21 protein-coding genes are annotated in these 22,310 nt (G+C 39.1%); 10 read left to right on the top strand and 11 right to left on the bottom strand.

All coding sequences use genetic code 11. The annotated features are described in order from the left end of the window. The first annotated feature begins 21 nt into the window (after nucleotides 1–21). Nucleotides 22–924, top strand: a complete 903-nt coding sequence (menA, locus tag SLP02_RS09405; RefSeq protein WP_319420399.1) for a 2-carboxy-1,4-naphthoquinone phytyltransferase — start codon at nucleotides 22–24, stop codon at nucleotides 922–924. Nucleotides 925–949: 25 nt separating this feature from the next. Then, the gene (locus SLP02_RS09400; protein ID WP_319420398.1) at nucleotides 950–1,345 is read left to right on the top strand and encodes a RidA family protein; all 396 of its coding nucleotides are present in this window, start codon (nucleotides 950–952) and stop codon (nucleotides 1,343–1,345) included. A 157-nt stretch (nucleotides 1,346–1,502) separates the two neighbouring features. On the opposite strand, the gene SLP02_RS09395 is transcribed toward SLP02_RS09400, so the two are convergent. The 5 genes from SLP02_RS09395 to SLP02_RS09375 form a co-directional block, all read right to left on the bottom strand. Beyond that, nucleotides 1,503–2,336 (bottom strand): chromate transporter, encoded by an 834-nt coding sequence (locus SLP02_RS09395; RefSeq protein ID WP_319420397.1) that lies wholly within the window; start codon nucleotides 2,334–2,336, stop codon nucleotides 1,503–1,505. A 1-nt stretch (nucleotide 2,337) separates the two neighbouring features. Then, entirely contained in the window at nucleotides 2,338–2,574 is a 237-nt protein-coding gene (locus SLP02_RS09390) for a chromate transporter (RefSeq protein ID WP_319420396.1), read from the bottom strand. Nucleotides 2,575–2,718: 144 nt separating this feature from the next. Further along, a complete protein-coding gene (locus SLP02_RS09385; RefSeq protein WP_319420395.1) occupies nucleotides 2,719–3,729 on the bottom strand; it encodes a sulfotransferase family protein in 1,011 nt (336 codons plus the stop codon). 891 nt (nucleotides 3,730–4,620) lie between these two features. Further along, nucleotides 4,621–5,019, bottom strand: coding sequence for a helix-turn-helix domain-containing protein (locus SLP02_RS09380; protein WP_319420394.1), 399 nt, complete (start codon nucleotides 5,017–5,019; stop codon nucleotides 4,621–4,623). Beyond that, a complete protein-coding gene (locus SLP02_RS09375; protein ID WP_319420393.1) occupies nucleotides 5,003–5,302 on the bottom strand; it encodes a type II toxin-antitoxin system HigB family toxin in 300 nt (99 codons plus the stop codon). The genes SLP02_RS09380 and SLP02_RS09375 overlap by 17 nt, the downstream gene beginning before the upstream one ends. Nucleotides 5,303–5,455: 153 nt before the next feature. Here SLP02_RS09375 and SLP02_RS09370 point away from each other — a divergent pair, with 153 nt between their 5' ends. Next, complete coding sequence (locus SLP02_RS09370) at nucleotides 5,456–6,178, top strand: hypothetical protein (protein WP_319420392.1); 723 nt, start codon at nucleotides 5,456–5,458, stop codon at nucleotides 6,176–6,178. 94 nt (nucleotides 6,179–6,272) lie between these two features. Here SLP02_RS09370 and SLP02_RS09365 read toward each other — a convergent pair whose 3' ends face one another. Beyond that, complete coding sequence (locus tag SLP02_RS09365) at nucleotides 6,273–8,858, bottom strand: TIGR03960 family B12-binding radical SAM protein (RefSeq protein WP_319420391.1); 2,586 nt, start codon at nucleotides 8,856–8,858, stop codon at nucleotides 6,273–6,275. Between the two features lie 214 nt (nucleotides 8,859–9,072). Between SLP02_RS09365 and SLP02_RS09360 the strand changes: the two genes are divergently transcribed. Then, the gene (locus tag SLP02_RS09360) at nucleotides 9,073–10,539 is read left to right on the top strand and encodes a DNA integrity scanning protein DisA nucleotide-binding domain protein (protein WP_319420390.1); all 1,467 of its coding nucleotides are present in this window, start codon (nucleotides 9,073–9,075) and stop codon (nucleotides 10,537–10,539) included. A 190-nt stretch (nucleotides 10,540–10,729) separates the two neighbouring features. On the opposite strand, the gene SLP02_RS09355 is transcribed toward SLP02_RS09360, so the two are convergent. The 4 genes from SLP02_RS09355 to SLP02_RS09340 all read right to left on the bottom strand — a co-directional run bounded on the left by SLP02_RS09355 (nucleotide 10,730) and on the right by SLP02_RS09340 (nucleotide 16,209). After that, complete coding sequence (locus SLP02_RS09355) at nucleotides 10,730–11,698, bottom strand: isopenicillin N synthase family dioxygenase (RefSeq protein WP_319420389.1); 969 nt, start codon at nucleotides 11,696–11,698, stop codon at nucleotides 10,730–10,732. Between the two features lie 122 nt (nucleotides 11,699–11,820). Continuing rightward, entirely contained in the window at nucleotides 11,821–13,353 is a 1,533-nt protein-coding gene (trpE, locus tag SLP02_RS09350) for an anthranilate synthase component I (RefSeq protein ID WP_319420388.1), read from the bottom strand. A 226-nt stretch (nucleotides 13,354–13,579) separates the two neighbouring features. After that, nucleotides 13,580–14,014, bottom strand: a complete 435-nt coding sequence (locus tag SLP02_RS09345; RefSeq protein WP_319420387.1) for a photosystem I reaction center subunit II PsaD — start codon at nucleotides 14,012–14,014, stop codon at nucleotides 13,580–13,582. Nucleotides 14,015–14,154: 140 nt separating this feature from the next. Further along, nucleotides 14,155–16,209 carry a DICT sensory domain-containing protein gene (locus SLP02_RS09340; RefSeq protein WP_319420386.1) on the bottom strand — a complete coding sequence of 685 codons (2,055 nt, stop codon included), beginning with the start codon at nucleotides 16,207–16,209 and terminating at the stop codon, nucleotides 14,155–14,157. 434 nt (nucleotides 16,210–16,643) lie between these two features. Here SLP02_RS09340 and SLP02_RS09335 point away from each other — a divergent pair, with 434 nt between their 5' ends. From SLP02_RS09335 to SLP02_RS09320, 4 genes are all read left to right on the top strand, one after another. After that, nucleotides 16,644–17,522: a M23 family metallopeptidase gene (locus SLP02_RS09335; protein WP_413467353.1), complete on the top strand. Its 879-nt coding sequence runs from the start codon at nucleotides 16,644–16,646 to the stop codon at nucleotides 17,520–17,522. Between the two features lie 122 nt (nucleotides 17,523–17,644). Further along, nucleotides 17,645–18,193, top strand: a complete 549-nt coding sequence (locus SLP02_RS09330) for a late competence development ComFB family protein (protein ID WP_319420384.1) — start codon at nucleotides 17,645–17,647, stop codon at nucleotides 18,191–18,193. 168 nt (nucleotides 18,194–18,361) lie between these two features. Then, nucleotides 18,362–19,021 carry a sigma-70 family RNA polymerase sigma factor gene (locus SLP02_RS09325; protein ID WP_319420383.1) on the top strand — a complete coding sequence of 220 codons (660 nt, stop codon included), beginning with the start codon at nucleotides 18,362–18,364 and terminating at the stop codon, nucleotides 19,019–19,021. A 119-nt stretch (nucleotides 19,022–19,140) separates the two neighbouring features. Next, on the top strand, nucleotides 19,141–19,662 hold the full coding sequence (locus SLP02_RS09320) for an anti-sigma factor family protein (protein ID WP_319420382.1): 522 nt from the start codon (nucleotides 19,141–19,143) through the stop codon (nucleotides 19,660–19,662). Between the two features lie 3 nt (nucleotides 19,663–19,665). On the opposite strand, the gene SLP02_RS09315 is transcribed toward SLP02_RS09320, so the two are convergent. Next, nucleotides 19,666–20,535 (bottom strand): hypothetical protein, encoded by an 870-nt coding sequence (locus SLP02_RS09315; protein WP_319420381.1) that lies wholly within the window; start codon nucleotides 20,533–20,535, stop codon nucleotides 19,666–19,668. Nucleotides 20,536–20,953: 418 nt separating this feature from the next. On the opposite strand from SLP02_RS09315, the gene SLP02_RS09310 reads away from it, so the two are divergent. After that, entirely contained in the window at nucleotides 20,954–21,376 is a 423-nt protein-coding gene (locus SLP02_RS09310; RefSeq protein WP_319420380.1) for a BlaI/MecI/CopY family transcriptional regulator, read from the top strand. Further along, nucleotides 21,376–22,215 carry a M56 family metallopeptidase gene (locus SLP02_RS09305; protein ID WP_319420379.1) on the top strand — a complete coding sequence of 280 codons (840 nt, stop codon included), beginning with the start codon at nucleotides 21,376–21,378 and terminating at the stop codon, nucleotides 22,213–22,215. The genes SLP02_RS09310 and SLP02_RS09305 overlap by 1 nt, the downstream gene beginning before the upstream one ends. The last annotated feature ends 95 nt before the right edge of the window (nucleotides 22,216–22,310 follow it).

Below are 22,310 nucleotides of genomic sequence, written 5' to 3'. Positions count from 1 at the left end.
TTTGCCCGCTTCATCATTTTTATGACTACTAAGCAAATAACTCAACAAAAATCCAAGTTATGGCTAGCTGCTATTAAACCACCAATGTACAGTGTGGCGATCGTGCCGATTGCGCTCGGTACAGCAGTAGCTTTTGCCCAAACTCATCTGTTTAATTCCCAGATATTTTTTACTTTTCTAGGCTCGGCAATTTTGATTATTGCTTGGCTAAATCTAAGTAACGATGTCTTTGACTCAGAAACTGGTATTGATATCCATAAAGACCACTCGGTAGTCAATTTGACAGGCAGTAAATCTCTGATCTTCTGGGTGGCGAATTTCTGTCTGATTCTCGGCATATTAGGTATTTTATCTATTTCTTGGCAGCAGCAGGACTCGACTGTGTTAGGGCTAGTACTGCTTTGTTGTTTTTTAGGCTACACCTATCAAGGCCCTCCTTTTCGTCTGGGCTATCTCGGCTTAGGAGAAATAATTTGTTTCTTAACCTTTGGTCCAGGTGCAGTATCGGCAGCATATTATGCCCAAACTCAAATATTTTCAGCCAGTAACTTAGCAATATCGACCATAGTTGGGGTTAGCACCACAATTATTTTATTTTGTTCCCATTTTCATCAGGTAGAAGACGATTTGGCTGCTGGCAAGCGATCGCCTATTGTCCGTTTAGGAACAGCTAAAGGTGCAAAGGTGTTGGCTTCTCTTACCGCTAGCATTTACATTTTGACAGCAATCTTAGTAATCGCTGGCATACTTCCTTTTTTAAGCCTGATCGTCTTTGGCAGTCTTCCTTTTGCCTATCAGCTAGTAAGTCACGTCAATCAAAATCATGGCTTCCCCCAGAAAGTAAGCAATAGTAAGTTTATTGCCATAAATCTCTATCTTTCTAGTTCACTACTACTAATTCTCGGATTAGTTCTCAGCCCATAAATTTGAAGCCTATATCTAACTATTTATGTCTAAGAAAGTTATTAACACAAACAAAGCTCCTGCCCCAGTTGGTCCTTATAATCAGGCGATCGCTGCTTCTGGGCAAATGCTCTTTGTTGCTGGACAAATACCTTTAGATCCCCAGTCAGGAAATATTGTGGGTGAAGGAGACATTACCGCCCAAACCAAGCAGGTAATGAGCAATATTGAGGCAATACTTACAGAGGCTGACGCTAATTGGGATAATGTGATTAAAACTAGCGTTTTCTTGACTGATTTAGCCAATTTTGCCCTAATGAATCAAGTTTATGCCCAATATTTTGCCGAAGATACAGCCCCAGCCCGTGCCTGTGTCGAAGTTTCTCGTTTACCTAAAGATGTATTGGTTGAAATTGAATGTATTGCAGTGATTGATAACTGATGTTACGTACTTATATAATTAATTGATTAAATCACCGTCGAAGGGGCTTTTATCTCCTTTGACTTTCACGTATTCAGTAGAACTGCTACTAAAGGTGTCGTGAAATAGCAACAGAAAAGGTGATGAACCAGCGTTTCCAGTTGCAAAGTAGATTCGATTATCTATCCATGTGTAGATACTTTTTGCAAGATTTGCTAAAACTTCCACATCGATTGACATCTAATAGATGAGACATAGTTACCATCAGCAAGGCAGGAGGTGCAAAGATAGCTACGGTTGCTATGGCTGCGCCGACAATTCCTTTGACTACATAGCCAATAAATGCTGCACTAATTAAGATTGGTCCAGGAGTAATTTGCCCCATGACGATCGCATTACTGAACTGACTTTGAGTGACCCAGTGATAGTTGTTAACTACTACCTCTTGGATCATGGGAATAAAGACATAACCGCCTCCAAAGAGCATTAAGCTCATCCCCGCAAAAGTAGCAAATATTTTGGCGAGGCTATCTGACCCTAAAGGTAAAGCTAGCAATGAAAATAGCAAAATTACTGCCAAGATACCCAGGGGAATAACTATACTTTTAATATTTAAAGGCTCAGATTGTTGAGGTAAAGGATTAGCAGCTAAAGTTTTCCTTACCTTGCCCTGATAGCAAAGCCAACCAACTAATCCCGCCCCCAAAATAACAATTAGGGTAATATAAAATCCACCAATTGTTTTCAGCAAAATAGCAGCAACGGCAGCAATGCTTACTTCACGCCAGCCTTTAATTGCTTTTTTACTCATGCGAGTCGCAGCACCGATAATAATTGCTACTACCGCAGGAATAAATCCAGCAAACACCTTATTAACAGCAGGTATTTCTCCTGCTTGTAAATAGAATATAGTTGAGGCTACTACTAAAATAAAAGAAGGTAATAATACGGCTGTAGCTGCAATCAATGCACCAATACCGCCTCGCAGACGATAGCCGACATAAGCTACCACGTTAGCGAGCTACTGGTCTTGGCAAAACGCTGGCTAGAGATATTCCATCAAGCATATCTTCATGGGTTAAAAGTTGCTGTTTGTCCACCATAATGTTTTCGATGACGCAAACCAAAGCCATAAAGCCGCCAAAGGCTGTACTACCAATTTTGAGAAAATTCTCACATAAATAAGGTAAGGATACCGCAGAAAAATCTAGGGGAGATTTAGAGAATTCAAAATCTACTTTTTCAATCATGCTTTTGGATAAGATTAGGCATTTTAGAGATTAAACTTACAAGCAGCTTTAAAATTAGCTTATAAATATTTGGCAATAAGCGCAGGCCGTGAGATATAAGAATATTTATAGAGCTTATATTTTACTGCCCACTGCATACATAAATTAGACAGATACTAATTTACGACCTTGAATTTCCTTTAAAAAACTAGCTTGGCGATCGCGTCTTTGGAGATCCTCTGGATTCATTTCCCTTCTTTTTTCCTGCTTGAGGTGCTGATTTATTTCATCAAACTGCTTGATGGCAATATCGCTAAACGCTGCTTTGTTACCTGAAGCGATTTTAACTCGCTCATAACCAAGAGCATCTAAAACATCCCCAGCTACTAGTTCAAAGATCATAATCTCCTCATCTGTAGACTGTTGGAGAAATTTTTGAATATTTTCCTTCATGATGGGCTTGGTAACATTTTTCCATAAAGAGCTAGAAGCAGCAACATTTGTTGCTTCATTGGATTGATGGAAATTTAGCATTTCAGGGGTGTATTTTTCGCCCATAAATCCACACAAACCTTCCAGACTAGATTCAGGATTGGCAACTAGTTGCTCATAGCTAATACTGTAAAAATGCTCTTCACCTAAAATGCTGCGCATCTGTAAAGCTCGACGTTGAGCGTTTGCCCATTCCTGAGCAATATGATAGATATGCTTTTCTCCAACTACCGCTTTTTGAAAAGATAGGGCAACATCTCTACCATCTCGATACAGGTAAATAAACTTGGCATTTTGACTATAGGCATAAATTTCTGGCAGGTAAAAAACATTAGCCAGACTTTTACAGCACCAGTGTTTTGCCCCCCAGGTTTCTGCCAAAATATCGTAGACTGCAAAGAAGACTGCGACCAAAGAATGTTCTCGACAACGAGATGCCACGTTTGCTCTATCCAATACTACCCACTCCCAGGTTACAGGATTTAACTCTACAAGACGGCACACATCATCAACCAGCATATAAAAAGAGTCTTTATTGCTCAAATCTCCATAGCGAGGGACTAGAGGCATCATTCGTTGCAGTATATCGGGAGGATGAGGAGCAGCGACATTATCTACCTGATTGAGCATTAGGCGCAGCAAATTAGAACCCGAACGCTGAGTTCCGATCATTGAAAAAGACATAAGCGAGATATTTTATTTAGGATTTAAAGTTTAAATTCTTTGTATGTAAATAAAAGCAAGAGCATAAAAAACTACATTCAAGCACAACATATTGTCGAATCAATTAACTCTGAAATATGATAAATGATATGTATGTTGCTTGGTTTCATTAGCATTTGATTTAGCATTACATAAATTTATTTATAGCAGTCGAAGTAAAGGTTAAGATAATACAACCTTACCTATGATTCGATTGACATAACCTAAGAATGCTTCAGCAAACTTACAAAAGCGCGCTGTTGCTTTGAGCTATCTAAAGCATCCTACTTTAAGCGGATTTAAACCAGTGAATTTAAGGAAGTTAAGCAAGAAGATAAGTAAAAATGCAATATAGGTTACATTTTGACACGATTATTATTTGTAGAGACAAAAAACTAGTTTTAGAATAACTTACGTTAGACCAGAATAAATACTTAAAGAATATTATCTAAGAACAGTAATATAATTGAGACTTTTGAATTTAACTGTAATTACATTATCTAACAACTTAAATTATAATACCTTACAATTTAGCTAAGATTAACTGTTGGCGATGTACACTAAGCAACTGCACTTCAATCCTAGCTACCTGTTCCAACATATAAACTAGATTATCTGTTGATAGATTTGTACCATCATTACGACAGCTAGCAGTAAAGCATAGAATAGCGGTATTAAATATCTTACCTGAGATAGATTCTATGTTTAAAGAGAAAAAGCGATAAGTTTACGACATGGCTTCGCTACGCGCAAGCTAATAAACTTTTTATTACCAGACTTTAGTAAATTTTTTCTTTAGCCGATCTTGTATAAAAGCGATCGCTTTATTCTAGTTAGAGAAAAAACCGTAGAAGATACACTGAAAAATGCTGCTCAAATAAACAAATTTGATGAAACTTTAAAATAATCTCCTAATGCTTTAGCTTGTGCTTTGCTAATAGACCGTTTACCATTCACTACCTCAGACACTACTCCGCTAGAACCAATTACGCTTACCAAGTCAGCTTGTTTGGTACTACTAGACTCCATTAAATGTTGCAGAATTTCATGAGGTGTAGATTCTTTCATTGGATAGTTTTCTGTCTCGTAAGCCTCAATCAAAGCTACTACTAACTTGTGTAAGGCTTTTTCTTCTAAAGTACGATTTTTAGCAAAAGTTAATTTTTCTGCTATTGTTAAGGCGCGATCGTATTCTTCTTCTGTTTCAATTACTTGAGGTATATATTGACTCAAAAGATTGGAGTAGGCAGTTTTATTAAAAGTAAGAGTCATTTTTCCATTTATCCTGATCGTATTCTGAATGAGTTAAAAAATATTTATGATAAACAGTTTGGTTTTCGTAATCAATACCAACAATCAAACGATATTTATTACCTTTAATGTTAAATACTGTAAAATTTCCTACTGCTTCGGCATCTCGATAAATTCTGCGGACATCTTCTAGATTTGTCCACTGTGACTTTTTTGCTGTTGCATACCAATTATTAATAGGCGCGATCGCATCTGGATGTTTTGCAGCATCAAAACGAAGATTGCGAATTGAAATTAAGTGCATTAAGTCTTTCCATAATTTTTGGCAAATTTAAATAAACTGGTGCTTTTGTCTATTCTCTCATTTTGAGAGTAAAAATGCAAATTTGGATTTTACTCGAAAATTGCATTACGTTTCTTTCTCACATAAATGCGATCGCCCATTTCTTAAGCTAAATTGAACAAAGTAATAATAAAGAAACAAAGAATGTCCCAAATAGTTGAGGCAATTAAGAGAATTGCACACAGCAAAAAGCAAAGCAATCATGACAATTTACCAGCAACTTTGATTGCTTATCATCCCCCCTATAAATCACTTAAAAATGCCACTCCTAAAAATTTAGAACCAAAACAATTAGAGCTTGTCAATAAAGATTTAGGCAGCTATCAGCCTCGTTTGAGCATAAAACAAATTAAAGAAATAGTCGAACCGTATCGTTTTCAACTGCCTCAAGAATTTTACGATTTATATTTGATGGGCAATGGTTGTTTACCTATTGGGATATCTGATGATACTGACTGGAATTCTGTTTATAATTACTTTTATTTTCCCGATTATCCTGCTCGATTTGCGACATTACAGAAAGCAATGAGTTGTTATTGCGATATGTTAATTAATGATAATCCACGTTTGTTACCTTTCTGTACTTCTTACAGAGAAGATGTTGTGCTATCAATAGTTGGAAGCAAGAAACAACAGGAAACTTCTCCCGTACTTGTGACTTATAGTGATTACGTAAATGAAGAAGATCCTTGCGAAATGAATGTATTATTTCCCAGCCTGACAAATATGATGCTTGCTTATGCTGAGTTATATGAACATAAAGGAAAATCCACGCCAACTTGGATAGAGGATATTGTTCAAAAATATGGCGGGAACTATAGATGGTTTTACTATTAACTGTATGTGGGGAAACTTAGAGCGATCGCTTTTGCGTAGAGTGGACAAAGTACGCAGATATTTAAGTCTTTAATTCTATGCCCACCAAAATTAATTAGTTTAAAATCAATTGCTGACGATGCACATTAAGTAATTGAAACTCAATCTTTGCTATTTGTTCCAACATATAAACAAAGTTATCTGGCGAGAGGTTTGTTCCATCGTTGCGACAGCTACCAGTAAAGCGAATTACTGCTTGATTATCCGTTTCAGATTCTAAGGAGAGGGAGAACAGGCGATCGCATAAATTAACGACTTTTTTATTCCCTGACTTAGTGAATTTCTCCCACAATATTTCTTGACTGTTTTTAATAGCATCAATCCACTGACTCCAGGCTGCATCTATATCTTCTTCTGACTGTACGGTAATCAGATATTCTGCTTTATCCATTAAACGACTAGCGTTTGAAGACTTGAGATCGATATCTTCTACTTTGTAGATAGGAAGATTATCTGGGAGTTGTGCCTCTAACCTAGTGCGAAACTCTTCTACATCCATGTCTTCGGTCAGTTCAAAATCAACAATTTCACCATTGCTGGTAATACCCAAAGACAAAGCATTGGCAATAGAGATTTTTGGTCCTGGATGATATCCGCCTGTAAAGGAAATAGGTAAAGCAGCGCGACGAATTGCCCGGTCGAATAGACGCACTAGATCGAGATGGCTGATTAATCCCATCTCGGCAACTTTCCCAAACCACATTCTGATCTTTTGCTCTTTATGCTGGTTTGGTTTGTAATGTCCTGCAAATTTTGGAATAGCTGGGGGCTTAACGACAATATTGTGTCCAAAATCTGTTCCGCAAACGCCACAGTGAGAACAACCATCAAAAGCACAGTCAGGCACAGTAGCAGCGTCTAAAGCTCTCTGCAAGTCTTCTTTTAGCCATTGTTTATCTATTCCTGTATTGATATGATCCCAGGGTAAGGGTGCATCAGTGGCATCTTCAATAGAGGTGGCTGTATCGGCATCTAAAAAGATATTCCATTCTCCATCTTCTACCTGACGATATTTCCAGGTTAAATCCGCTTCAGCGATCGCCTGTGACCAAGCACCATAAGCTTTATCTAAATTTTCCCACCAAGAATCCATGCCTGCACCCAATTCCCAAGCCCGTTTAACTACAGGGGCTAAACGGCGATCGCCTCTGCCTACAAAGTCTTCCATTGCCGAGATGCGGACATCAGTGTAGTTAATTTTTACACCTTTGATACGGCGAAATTCTTCTCGCAATAGATTTTGTTTGCGTCTAAACTCACTGGTAGAGACAGAATGCCACTGAAAAGGCGTATGGGGTTTAGGAGTAAAGTTAGAAATAGTAATATTAAAGTTAAGGCGTTTACTACTAAGCTGACTACATTCTCGGCGCAACCAGCGCACCGTTTCAGCAATACCAGCTACATCTACATCAGTTTCTCCAGGTAAACCGATCATAAAGTACAGTTTGACCTTACTCCAGCCACGGGCAACAGCGGTTTGAATACCTCTGAGTAATTCTTCATTAGTTAATCCTTTATTCACCACATCTCGCATTCGTTGCGTGCCAGCTTCGGGGGCAAAGGTTAACCCAGACTTTCTCAAGCCACCAATTATATCGGCAATGTTGTCATCAAAACGATCAACTCTTTGGCTTGGAAGAGACAGGGATATATTCTCCTCTTGCAAGCGATTTTTAATCTCCATTCCTACTGCTGGAAGAGCTAAATAATCAGAGCAACTAAGAGATAATAAAGAAAACTCATTGTAGCCAGTGGCGCGCATTCCCTTGGTAATTGCGTCTACGACTTTATCTGGTTCAACATCTGTGGCAGGGCGAGTTAGCATTCCTGGCTGACAAAAACGGCAACCACGAGTACAGCCTCTTCTTATTTCTACGGTAAGGCGATCGTGTACGGTTTCAATAAAGGGAACTAAGCCAATAGAATAGGCAGGAATAGGCGTAGCAACCCGACGTAATATACGCTTAGGTACTTCAGGGTTAGTAGGATGAACTGAGCCATCTTGCGCCATTTTATAGAATCTAGGAACGTATACCCCAGGAACTTGCGCCAAATCTAGTAATAACTTTGCTTTACTCAATCCTGCTGCCTTAGCCTCTTTAATGACCAGACCAATTTCGGGTAAAAGCTCTTCTCCATCACCCAAAGCAATAAAGTCAAAGAAATCTGCATAAGGTTCGGGGTTAGATGTAGCGGTTTGTCCCCCTGCAAAAATTAACGGATAGTCTCCTGCATCCCTTTCTTGCCAGGTTAAGGGAATATTTGCCAAACTCAGCATTTCTAAGATGTTTGTTGCCCCTAACTCATAGCTGAGACTAAAGCCTAAAATATCAAAATCTAAAAGCGATCGCTTTGATTCTAGAGCAAATAAGGGAGTATTAGTCGAGCGCAGCTTTGCTGAAAGATCGGGTGCGGGAAGATAAGTGCGATCGCACAACTGTTGCGGTTGAGCATTAATTATATTGTAAAGAATAATATGACCTAAATTTGATGCCCCCACCTCATAGACTTCAGGATAAGTCAGCACCCAACGCACCTCGGCTTCTGTCCAGGGTTTATGTACTGCACCAAGTTCGTTACCCAAATATCTAGCTGGCTTGGCTATATCGGCATCAACAAGGTTATCAAAGGCAAGGGTCAAAACTTAAATCTCCTAATAGATCGGACAATCGTCTCAGATATCTACTATATCGAATCCTCATAACTAATAGTTAGTCTGAATATAAAATGAGGTACAGACAAAATTTGGCTACGTTGCCAAGAATTATTAAAATTAAGCTTATCAATCACCTATGATTTAAAAAAAAGGCAATTTTTTGATTGAGGAAAATAACCAAACGCGAATCCTAATATTCATGGGTCAATGGCAAGACGCTTTTCAAAATGCAGTTAAAAACTCTGTAGGGTGTATATTCCAAATTTTAGAGCTGCCAATAACATTTAATATCTTTATTATCGGTGTTCCTATTACCACTGAAAATGTTGAGCAAATTTTCTTTCAGCAAGAAGATTTTGGGTTTACTCCCAATGAATTTAAGCAAGTCTTCGACCTAGCAAAAGATACATTTAACAACGATCCCGAACAATTCTTTTTTATAGATACTCCACATTTAAATCAAGTACATAAAGATTCTCTTTATCCCAAAGCACTACGCAAAGCTGTTCAATCTATTTTAGAAAAACACGATCCAGAAAAAAAACAAATTTCTTTCTGTAGTTTTCCCCTTCAAAAAAATGAACATTGGATCGTGACAGTTATTCAACTTGAGAGGCAAGACTTCGATCATCACTATCAATTAACCAAAAAAGAACATGAATTACATTCTATGCGCGAGTACAGAATAGATCGTTGTTTTCTAGAATCAGTAATTTATCGAATTTTGGCAGAAAGCGAATTAGAACTTCAAAAACCATCGGCAGAAGAAACTTTTTTATTAGCTAATCCCAAACGAGTTATCGAAGATGCTGCATCCAGTTTGCTCAGATCGGTAGAAGTTCACGTCAACCAGTGGAATAGCGTAGATTTATTATCTTTTGCCAATGCTGTAGCTGCTGAACGTTATGAAGGCGCATTTAGTAAGGGCAGATTGATAATTTGTCCAACTAATCATCCAGATATTCTAACTAAGATTAAATTAAAAGTGCCAATTATGATTGATGACTATAGAGGCATCAGAAAACTGCTCGAAGTTTCTAGCGCTCAGATGGCTTTGTTGTGTGATGTTGAGACTGTCTGGGGGTTTGGAGTGCCGTTAAATACGTATCAACCCAGCTTAGAAAATTTATTTGAAATCAGATTTACCGAACACTATACTTGGGAGTTAGCTCATGCTGAAAATATTATGCTGCGGGTTAAGTATCGAGAACCAAGATTGCCGAGAGAACGTTTTAACAAAGAGCAATTTTATAATTATGTGTATCGGCTTTTTGAAGTTAACAAAACAACAGTAGCTAGATTAGTAAAAGCTGTTGAGGCAGCGGTAGAACAACGCCATGGCACAATATTAGTTATAACCCCAGAAGCCGAGCAAGAAACCAAAAGATTAGCTGCTCAAAGCACTGCAATTGACGCAGTAACCGTTACCGAAGAAATGATTTCCCACATATCTAGCATTGATGGCGCAATTTTGATGTCCCCTGGTGGTGTTGTGCATTCGTTTGGAGTAATACTTGACGGAAAAGCTACTAAAAATGGGAATTCTGCCAGAGGAGCAAGATATAATTCTGCTATTCGCTACATTGATGGGGAAAAGGCTCGTGACGTTAATTGTTTAGCTCTTATTGTCTCTGAAGATGGCTATGCCGATCTTTATTCTACTTAACGTCAGTTTTGGTTAGGGTATAGCAATCGAAGTAAAGGTTAAGACTATAATAATATTTCGCGCAAAGAGGTCAGACCCCGCGTCGCCGTCAGGCGCAAGGGAATGCTGACCTAGCAGAGGCGCAAAAAAATTAAGGGATGTCCTAATCAATGATTCGATTGCCATAATATAAACCGCGTCCAGTAAAAAATCATTTTATTAATCCTATTTCTCGCAAACGCTCAGTTAAAAATTCGCCAGCGGTAATGTCTGCAAATTGTTTGGGATTGTGTTCATCAATGCAGTTAGTCAGACAGGTAAGATCCATCTGGGAAATTGGGTGCATAAAAAAAGGAATGGAGTAACGGGGAGTATGCAGTAGTTCTTTTGGCGGATTGACTACTCGATGAACAGTTGATTTTAATTTGTTGTTGGTAAGTCGTTCTAACATATCGCCAACGTTGACTACTATTTGATCGGGTAAGGCGGTTACCCAAATCCATTTGCCATCTTTGCGTAATATTTGCAAACCTTCTGTACTTGCACCCATCAACAGAGTAATTAGATTAATATCACCGTGGGCTGCTGCACGAACTGCGCCATCTGGAACTTCTTGGGGATTGGCTATGGCAAAGTAATGAATAGCACGGAGAATGCTATTGCCCAACCTTACTTTATCATCAAAATAAAACTCATTTAGTTCTAGATAAATTGCGATCGCTCTAAGAATCTTCAACCCTGCTGTTTCTAAAGTTCGATAGGCTTCTACTGTCGTTGTGGCAAATTCAGGTACTTCTTGGGGAAATATATTAGCAGGATAACCTAAGCTAGTATCTGCTGCGGCAATTTCTTGCCCTATGTGGTAAAACTCTTTCAAGTCTCCAACATTTCTACCTTTGGCGTGTTCTCTGCCTTTAGCAGTATATCCTCTTTGCCCTCCTAATCCTTTTATTTCATAGTTTAATTTAGTAGCTTCTGGTAAGGCAAAAAACTGTTCGACTGCACTGTATAAGCTGGCTGTTAACTCTTTAGATAAGCCATGGTTTTTTACCGCCACAAAACCAATATTTTGGTAAGCTTCACCCAAGGTTTGGACAAACTTTTGCTTGCGTTCAGGATTATTAGCAGTAAAGTCGTTTAGATTTATAGAAGGCACTTCATCGTATAAAATTTCGCTCATATAGCAGTCTAAGTAAAGGTTGAGACTATAAACTAATTATCTCGCGCAGAGGCGCAGAGACGCAAAGAAATTACGAAATATTGTGTGTTTCAAAAGTTTTATTAGTTAATCAGCCTCATCTTTTAATTAACGCTTTTAATCGCCTCTAATAACCCCCTGGCTTTATTTAAAGTTTCTTGATATTCAGTTTCAGGCACAGAGTCAGCTACCATTCCTGCCCCTGATTGTACCGAAACCATACACTGATTTTCTTTATAGGGACGAACAATCATGGTGCGAATAGTAATAGCAGTATTTAGCTGTCCTTCAAAATCATAGTAACCATAAACTCCAGAATAGGGTCCCCGCCTTTCGGATTCAAGTTCATTGATAATTTCCATCGCGCGAATCTTGGGCGCGCCACTGACTGTACCCGCAGGAAAACAGGCTTTTAATAAGTCCCAGGCTGTTTTATCTGGTTCAAGCTCACCAATAACATTGCTGACAATGTGCATTACATGAGAATAACGTTCGATTACCATTAGTTCATTAACGCTAACGCTGCCTTTAACACAGACACGACCTAAATCGTTTCTGCCTAAATCTACTAGCATGATGTGTTCAGCGACTTCTTTGGGATCTTCTAAAAGATCTTTAGCATAAGCTTCGTCTTGGGCTTTGGTTTTGCCACGGGGGCGAGTTCCGGCAATGGGTCTAAGGGTAGCTTCAATCTTGCCATCGCTTCTCACATCTGCCTTAACCATTACTTCTGGAGATGAACCAATTAGCTGCCAATCACCAAACTGATAGTAACCCATGTAGGGAGAAGGGTTAATTAGGCGTAGAGAGCGATACAGATTAAAAGGATGACCTTTATAGACGGTGGAAAGCTTTTGAGACAAGACAACTTGAAAAATATCTCCTGCTCGAATGTAATCTTTTGCCCTGCTAACGTTATCACAGAAGGCTTGCTTATCGATATTGCTACGGTATACTAAACTTGAATCAGAACTACTGCGACTATCTAAAGATTTCCATTCAAGAGATTTTGCTTCTATAGGCAGAGGTAACTGTAGCTTGAGCATTAATTTAGTAACGCGATCGCTCGCATCCTGATATGCTTGTTCTAGGCTAACATCGGCATCTCGTAAGTCCGCATAGGAGATTGTCCAAATCTTGCGTTTAACCTGGTCAAAAATAATTAGATTATCTACCTGCATCCAAACTCCATCAGGTAAATCATCCTCACTCGGAGAATTGACGGGAACTCTTGGTTCAATCCAATTAATCAATTCATAGCCCCACACGCCAAATAAACCGCCAATACCAGGAGGAAGCTGTGGCAGCTTAACTGGTTTAATCGAGGTTAAACAGCGATCGCAAATTTCAAAAGGATTGCCCGTAAACTCTTCAACCGAATTATCTCGGTGAGTCTGGATAGTTTTGTTGCCTCTAGCTTCTAATACCCACATCGGATCGCAGCCTAAAAAGCTATAGCGACCAAGTTTTTCTTCTTTTTCTACAGATTCTAAAAGAAAATTATAGGGTTGACCTGCACATACTTTGTACCAAGCGGACACGGGAGTCTCTAAGTCAGCAACTAATTCTTGATATACAGGTATAAAATTACCTTGCTGTGCTAGTTCGGTAAATTGAGCGAAGTTGGGAAAGATCATATTAGAAAAAGTAGCAGGTAGACGAGCGACCCTGCTGACGTTTCGTCAGCTAAGGAACGCGCGAGGTAGCAAGTAGCAAGTAGCAAGTAAGATTAAATCCAATTAATAGCTATGAATATAAACATTTAAAGCTTAATAACCAAGAATTAACTAAGTCAAAAAAAAGGAGGACAAGTTTAGAAATATAGATCTATACTTTGCCCTTCCTGATTTTATCTGCTTTTTTTTAAACTTCGTAGGTTGTTTTCCCAGAGAATTTAATGGTAGCTGGTTGAGGATTTTGACCGATTCTACGTTCTTTCGTGCCGTTATATTCTCGACCTTCATTTACTTTTTCGGGGAACACGCCATCTGCGGGGTGCAGATATTGAATTTCGCCACTAGGGAAAATGCGATAGACTTTATAGTCTTGAATTCTGGGCTTAAATTTAGTCCGTAGCTGTGCGCCCAATGCTAAACACTGTTCTTTACGCGCTAAATAAAGTAGATTTTCACCTTCGTTCATTATTGCTGCGCCACCAGTAGGCATTTCAAATACTTGTTCTTTGCTACTCGTCCAAGTAATAGCGTACTTTTCTTCTACTTCTGCTTTGGTTAGTAAACCACCTGTGCTGCCACCAAACTTAGGGGTTTTACCTGAAAGCTTCATATCTTCTGCCATGTTAAAAAAAATCCTCAATTTAAAGGTATTTACGGCATCCTATCATTCTGTTTAGGACAATACTGTGAGTATGTCAAAAACTGTTACAGTTTTTAGCAACGCTAGCTCGCCTCCTTCTCATCCATTTTTGAATCACCGAGTTATTTCTTGGGCTTTTTGTTGCTTTTTTGGCTGCTAGCTTTAGATTTAGCTGTTTTTTGCGTTGACTTTTCTGAGTTGTTGCGGGTGGCCTTGATGGGAATAGTAAAATAAAATTTGCTGCCTTTGTCTTTTCCTGGTGATTCTGCCCAAATTTTACCGCCCCAATTTTTGACAATTTGTCGGCAGATAGCCAAACCCAGACCCGTGCCTCCTGCGCTACGTCTTAGGGACTCTTCTTCTTGATAAAAACGGTCAAATACGGTTTCTAGGCTGCTAGTCTCTATGCCTCTACCCGTGTCAGAAATCATAATCTCCAGGGTGTTACCGCCGTTTGTTTTTACAGCGATCGCAATTTTGCCGTCCGCCTGGGTAAATTTGCAGGCATTATCTAATAGCTTCACTAGTACTTCTACTAGCCATTCCCCATCTATCTGTATTAGGGGCAAATCTTTAGGGGTAGTTAGATTTTTAATTTGAGGTAGTTCTAATTCGTGATTACGCGCCTTGACATTACTTACTGCTAAATCAATACACTCGTTAATAGAAAGAGTTTCTAAATTCCACTCTATCCCACCGCCTTCTAAACGGGAAAGGGTAAGAAAATCTTGGACTAAATTACGCATTCTTTCGGCATCACTAAGGGCGGTATCGAGCATAATCTGACTCAATTCGGGAGGCATATCAGGTTCACTAGCCAAACTTTCGAGACACACTTGAATGGTTGAAAGAGGGGTACGTAGCTCGTGACCCACAATTGCCACCAGGTTAGAACGAGTGCGGTCTAAAGCCTCCAATTGTTCGTTGAGATCTTCTAAATCGGCATAAGCTTCTGCTTGAATTAAAGCTACTCCTATCTGAGTTGCGATCGCATCTACTAGGGCAATATCATCGGCTTTCCAGGCAATAGGCTCTGTTTCACAGTGATGTAACTCCATTACTCCCAGCAGTTTATCCTGATAAAAAATTGGCACTAATAGCCAAGAGAAAATAGAGTAATTTTGAATTAGATTTTGAAAAAATTCTCCCGTCCCCTTATCCGCGGCTATTTTATGTAAACGCTCGTCTTCTAGAGTATTGTCAACGCTAATAGTTTCTTTGGTGGCGATCGCTTCTTCAAACAGGGGATTATTGGCTAGCTGCCATTTTTGTCCTCTAACCGACTTTATTCTTGGACTAGTAAATTCTCGATCTACCGTTGCTGTGGCATCCTCTTCGCGACAACGGTAAACGATACAGCGACATACGCCAATGCCTTCCCCTAGCTTTTGCACTGCAACCTGTAAAATTTGCTTAGTATGAAGCGATCGCCTTACAGCATCGCTGACGGAATTTAATAATATTTCCTTTTGCTGTTTGGCTGCTAAAGATTTATTGGCTTTTAATAACTTATATTGACTAGCCTGAAGATAGGTAACCAGTCTCTGGACAAAAGGATCTGGATTGGTTAAAGGTGAATTTATGTTGCTCTTTTTCTGCCTTACTTTTTTGGGCGATAAATATACTTGATTAGCCAGGGCAATTTTAGCAGCTAATTCTGGGCGATAAATACCAATGCGATCGAGCATGATTTTTGCTGCTTCTATGGTTACGGTGCGATTAAAAGTCCATATTCCCTCAAAACGACGATTGGCATCGATTGGTGCGCCATAATTACGCTCTTTATCGTTAGCTGAAAAGCTTTTTTCGCGACAAACTAGACAGCTAGCATAGTGCTGACCAATAATTACTAAATGCCATTCTTGAGCTAGGGCATCAGTTGGTTCAAAGGCAATAGTTTCATAGTCTTCTGAGCGATCGCCAAACTCTGTTTCTGGGGCTGCTAAAACATATACCTGATCGCTTTTATCAGCAATACGTTTATAACGATGAGATTCTTGACGATAAAAACGCTCTCGTTGAAAACTTGCAATCACTAAAGGCGTATCCGAATCATTTAAGACCAGATCTTCCATAGCGTGAGATAACGCCGTCAAAGAAGCCTTAAAATACATTTGTGGTCGCCAACTCGTGCAGGTTTCCAGCAACTGTCGTACAACAGAATTAGAAATGCTCATCTATAAAGTTTTTTTAAAAGAATTATCCCAGCCCAGATATTTGGTTATCTCGGCTTGTCTTCAAAGCAGAATTCAACTAACGCCGTTGGTTGAAGTATCTATTTTCTAAACTCAATATTTAAATACCCATTGAAGTAGATCTTTTGAACTATTAAAATTGGTTAAATAATTTGTTCAATATTAATATCCTACAAAACCCTAGTAACCTTTCGGCAGTCCATCATCATAATTTGCAATAATTAAGTTCTGTAGGGTGGGCAAAAATTATCTGATTGAATATTACTATCCAATTTCGGGAATTTGCCCACTGATTTTAAAGCTCGGGCAGTTAGGATTCTCAGTTTTGTATTGCTAGACACTTTAGAGTGGTGGTTGATTAAAAGCTAGAATACACTGTGAGATACTATTTACAGGTAAACAGTATCTCCAGTAATATGCGCGTAACAAAGTCATGCCGTCAGGCTTATCGCTTTCGACCAAATCTATCACTCATCACCACAGTTTTATGCTTGGTAATTCCTCTACCTGCAAAAGCTTTAGAAGTCCAGGTATCTCCTAAAACACCCCAGCAGGGAGACACTATTTCAGTTCTGGTAACTCCTGATGTTCCTGGTACTCCTCCAAGTATTAGCGTAGATCGACAAGATTATCCTGTATTTCCTGTTCAAGGCAAATATCGTGCTTTGATCCCTACTTCTCCTTTAAATTCTCCAGGCAAAATGACTCTTCAGGTCAAAGAAAATAATCAAATCAGCAATCTTGGAGTCTGGCTAAAAAGCCGCGTTTTTCCCTTACAGCGTATTACCCTTAGTGGTGAAGCGGGTCGTCCAGCAACTCAACTAGAACTAGACAGGGTAACGGCGTTTAAAAAATTAGTTACTCCGCAGAAATATTGGCAGGGATCGTTTAAACGTCCCAACGCTGGGAGGATTTCCAGTGGATTTGGTGTCCGTCGTTATTATAATGGCGTATTTGCTAATGATTACTATCATAAAGGAGTAGACTACGCTGGTGGCTATGGCTCTCCTGTGGTTGCCCCCGCAGCAGGAAAAATCAGACTAGTAGGCAGAGAAAAGGACGGTTTTCACGTTCATGGCAATATTGTCGGCATCGATCACGGACAAGGAGTGCTAAGCGTCTTTATGCACTTACAAGACATTAATGTGGCAGAAGGAGAAATGGTCAAAGCTGGTCAGCAAATTGGCACGATTGGCTCAACTGGAGCTTCTACTGGACCTCATCTGCATTGGGGTTTATATGTTGACGGGGTGGCAGTAGACCCTGTACCTTGGCGGTTTGGTGTCATTGAATGAACTATACATTTGGCAAAACCGCGTATTTTAAGCTAAATACCTTTTCGATTTCTAGCTATAAATACTAAAATAGTGCGGGAGATTGGCTTAATTTACCTTTATTTATCATCATTTACTTAATTATGGGAATCAATTCAATTGTCGAACAAGCAATGCAAGACGGCTATCTTACTCCCAGTATGGAAGCTGAAGTAGGTAGAATTTGTGGCACGGCAGCGGAACTATCTGTAGAAGAGTATTTAGCTTTAGATCAGCTTATGGGCGCGCTGCTGACGGGAGAAGTGGTAGCAGTCCCTCGCAAACAGTTTATCAACGTAATGGAGGAATTGGTCTTGAGCGATGCGATTACTTGCGTTGCTGAGATTGAACAAACTAGCGATACTTCTTTAGATGTAGGAGATATTGCTGCCTATGCTCTAAACCGTTTACCACCTCTATATGCAACCACTGAAGAAGGAGCAAATTACCAACGTCAACGAGCAAGACAAGAATTGCAAACATTAATTCAAGAGCAGGTAAAAGAAGCGATTAATCGCTATTTAGACCGACCAGAATTTTTTCCAGAAAGGCAGGCTATTAATCCTAAAAACAATTCTAATATGGCAAATCAACTCAGCAGTTTATTAAAAGATTATGCCCCTGGCTACGAAAAAGACAGTAATTTTTTTTAAATTGGTTAATTAGGTGAAAAAACATTAGAATAAGCTTCGTCTGAAATTATTGTTGTGGGAAAGAAACAAAGAAAAAGCTCAGTCAAAAATTGTCTTGGAACTTTTGTGATTTATTTTCAGTCTTTGAGAAAGATATACTAAAACTCTATACTGAGGTTAATTAAGTTCATGAGTTTATCTCTTCCTGTATCTTGGTCTGAAACTGAGGTGAGTAAAACGAAATGCTTAGTGTCTCCTGAAAAACTCTCTAATTACGACCTGATTGTTTACTGTCAAGCAAATGCACAGCCCGACAAAGCTGCATTTGCTGAATTGTTGCACAGATATCAATCTCATTTAAACCGTCTTTTCTATCACTTAGCTCCAGATTGGCAGGAACGAGCAGATATGGCTCAAGAGGTGTGGATTAGAGTCTATCGCAATGTTCATCGGCTTCAAGATCCAGCCAAGTTTCGTGGTTGGCTTAGTCGTATTGCTACTAACCTTTTTTATGACGAACTACGCAAGCGCAAGCGCGTTAGCCAGCCTCTTTCCTTGGATGCTCCCCATTATGTCGAAGACGGCGAAATGAGTTGGGAATTGCCTGATGATGCTCCCAGTCCTAGTGATGATTTGGCTACTAGAGAGTTCTATGAGCATTTGCAAACAGCGATCGCTGCCCTTCCTGAAACTTTTCGCACTACTATTGTCCTGCGAGAAATAGAAGGACTAGCTTATGAAGAAATTGCTGAAATTACAGGAGTGTCTCTAGGCACGGTGAAATCTAGGATCGCCAGAGCCAGACTTAAACTTCAGTCAGTGTTGCAAAACTATCTAGATGAAGAGTAAATTGATATGTAGACCAGCTTTAATAATTAATATTTAGGAGAGATTGATTTGGCTGGCTCTTTAGCACCTAGATTGTTCATCACTTTAATTCCTAAAAATATTGTATTGGTAATGCTAAAATGACATCTAATTTTGAAGGTTTTGAGTCAGACATTAAGCAAATAGACTCCAAAACAGAAGACTCAGCCCTAGATTATTTTGAATTGCTTAGTGCTTATGTTGATGGAGAGCTATCTACTCCCCAAAAGAATCAGGTACAGGCTTTGCTCGACCGAGATCCTCAAGTCAAGCAGGTTTATACTCAGTTACTGACTTTGCAGAGTCAGATGCAGCAATCTATTGCTCCACCCTGCGAAAAGTCTGTAGATGAAATTACCAAAGGAGTTTTTCGACTGGTAGATCATCGTCGTCGTAGACGCAAATTAGTTTGGGGTGGGGGAGCGATCGCAGCTTCTTTATTTGCTATTATTTCAGGCATAATTCCAGGAATCAGCCCAGCTTTTAAAATGGCAAAATTAGATGCTCCTGCTGCGGTTAATTCTTCAGCAGTTATGTTAGCAGTGGCGGTCAATAAACCTGCAATCAATATTCCTAAGTCTGCTACTGGCTATTCTTTAAAAACTAACTCGACTCGATATTAGAGTTTACCGTCTTTCTACAACTGGTTGCACACAAGCTCTTTTAATGGTTTGGCTCATAGTAGCAATGTTAAGATTAACAACCGTCCCTTCTTTGGTTTCAATTAAAGCTTGTTTGGAAACATCGCCATTATAAACAAAGTTATAACCATTGTTAATAGTATATTGATTGGCAGTATCGGCTGATTGACCAACGCTCAAAGCTGGTTTTGCCCTCAACGGATGGAGTAATCTCTGACCAATTAGCTTTTGCCAGCCATCAAGATCGCGATTAAAATCAAAACTTCTGGTACAGATTAATGATTTCTCTGTAATACCTTGATTATTTAATTCCAAATTTGCCTTTCTATCTTGTTCTAAATTGTTGATAATGCCAACATTAGACACAGTAGGTTTAACAATACTTACTGATACAGGTGGCTCAACTTCTGGCTCAAAAACTATTTCACTGTTATTTTGCATCACGGTAGAATAATAGCGATCGCCGTCTTTGCCGACAAAGTAAACCATTTTGCCATAGTTGGCTTGAAAAATATCTCCACTAAAAACAGCTTGGGCAGGAGCTAAAATAGTTTCGTCTTGGTTTGACTTTGATTGACGGTGATAATAAAAGCTGCCTTCTAATTGACAAATGTTAATGTAATAATCTTCGGTTTCAAAACTGTATACCTCTCTGTATTTAGAATCTATTGACGCGCAAGCTTCAGCCTTTTGCGCTACAGGAATATTTATCTCCTGATTGTTTTTAGTAAAATAAATATTGGAAGAATTAGAAACAACTCTGGTTTTAGATGTTGCCAAAAGCGAACTATGTCCCCAGAAAAAAGAACCAATTAATATTACGAATAGATATATTTGTTTGTACCAATTAATCATGGCGGAATAGGACTTTTTAAAAGATTTAAAAATATATTTGGGTTAATAAAATGAATTTGTAAAAAATTGGTAAACTTAATGCCCGTATTCGATAAAACATCAAGTTGTTTGTCTATTTTTCTAAGTTTAAGCTTAAAGAGTAAAGAGTTAGACAATGACCAAATCTTTTCTTGCTTCAGCTTTTTTTAAGATTCAAATAACAGTTTGTTGATGCCGTTAATTGGTAGTTTATTTTGCTACTGTTAATCAAGGAGATTTCTATTCTATACTTTTTAGATAATGGCTAAAAATCTCAAATACTGCCAACCCATGAATTAATCTAGGTTTTAAGAATTTTTGTTAATTTAAACTTATATATCTGAATATAAAGTTAGTTAACGAGTTAAATTTGTATAATATTTCTGAATCAATTTGATTAATGGCTTTTTTACCGCATCACAGACCAAAAAAGCTATCTCTTGGACCCCTTGAAGCCGAAATCCTAGGGATAGTCTGGAAATTAAAGATAGTTACGGTCAAAAACGTACATGACTTCATTTTGCAAGATCCCGATCGCGAACTGGCTTACACTTCGGTGACTACAGTACTTAGACGCTTGACTCAAAAAGGTTGGCTCAAATGCAGTAAAAAAGGACGTGCTTTTTCCTGGCAAGCTTTAGTTTCTTATGAACAGGCACAGGCAATCCAATCTTATGAAAAGCTAAATCATTTTCTCGCTATAAGTAACCCCGACGTAGTGGCTTCTTTTGCTGACAGTTTAGATACTGCCAGCTTAGAGCAGCTAGAAGCGATCGCAGAGCGCCTTCAAACCATTCGCAGTCAAAGAGAGGAACAAACATAATGCACCTGTTCGCCCTATTAATTATTATTTCCCTAGCCTGGATTGTGCGCTGTAGTTCAATTGGAACAGGAACATGGGCTAAACGCTGGCATCAAGCTTTGTTTGTCTTGGTATTTCCTGCACTATTGCTATTAAGTACAGCGATCGCAGTATTATATATGGGTTGTCATGGAGCAATGCTTGGCATACAGGTTGGCTCATGGGGATGTGCTGTATCAGCTTCTTTACTCATCTTTGCTTTAGGGTGCTTGGGCAAATTAGCTTATCAAGGTAATCAAGCTATAGATCAACTAACTAACTATGAGCAGCAATCAATAGAAGGGAATACCGCCAGAATTATTGAGCTTGATTTACCCTATAGCGCGCAGATTGGCTTTTGGCGGTCTGAATTAGTGGTTAGTCGTGGTTTGCTGGCTACTTTAGACCAAGAGCATTTAAAGGCGGTTTTAGCCCACGAGCAGGCTCATGTATATTACCGCGATACCTTTTGGTTTTTTTGGCTTGGCTGGTTGCGATCTTTTAGCTGCTGGCTACCTAATACAGAAACTTTATGGCAAGAACTAATGTTGCTTAGAGAACTAAGAGCAGATCGTCAAGCTGCTCAAGAAGTTGACTTTTTGCTGTTGGCAGAATCTCTGTTAATCGTAGCTAAAACACCTTTAGAATCTTCTCCTATTTTGTGTGCCAATTTCAATGACGATATAGTAGGCGATCGCCTTAATGAAAGAATAAATTCTTTGCTAGAGGAAACTGAGCCAGTTGATTCAGTTCAGTGGCAGTACTGGAGTTGGCTATGTTTACTATTTTTACCTTTGTTAACAATTCCTTTGCATTATTAACTAGGAATCTAGTAATGCTTCCCCTACTCCCTACTTCCTGCTTTCTACTCTCTTACGGGCGAACGGAGAGGCAGTTGCGGTGGGCGGTTTCACCG

The sequence above is a fragment of the Pleurocapsa sp. FMAR1 genome (genome assembly GCF_963665995.1).
GTDB lineage: Bacteria > Cyanobacteriota > Cyanobacteriia > Cyanobacteriales > Xenococcaceae > Waterburya.
Note: the sequence above shows the minus strand (reverse complement) of the source record. Positions and strands in the feature narration are given on the sequence as shown.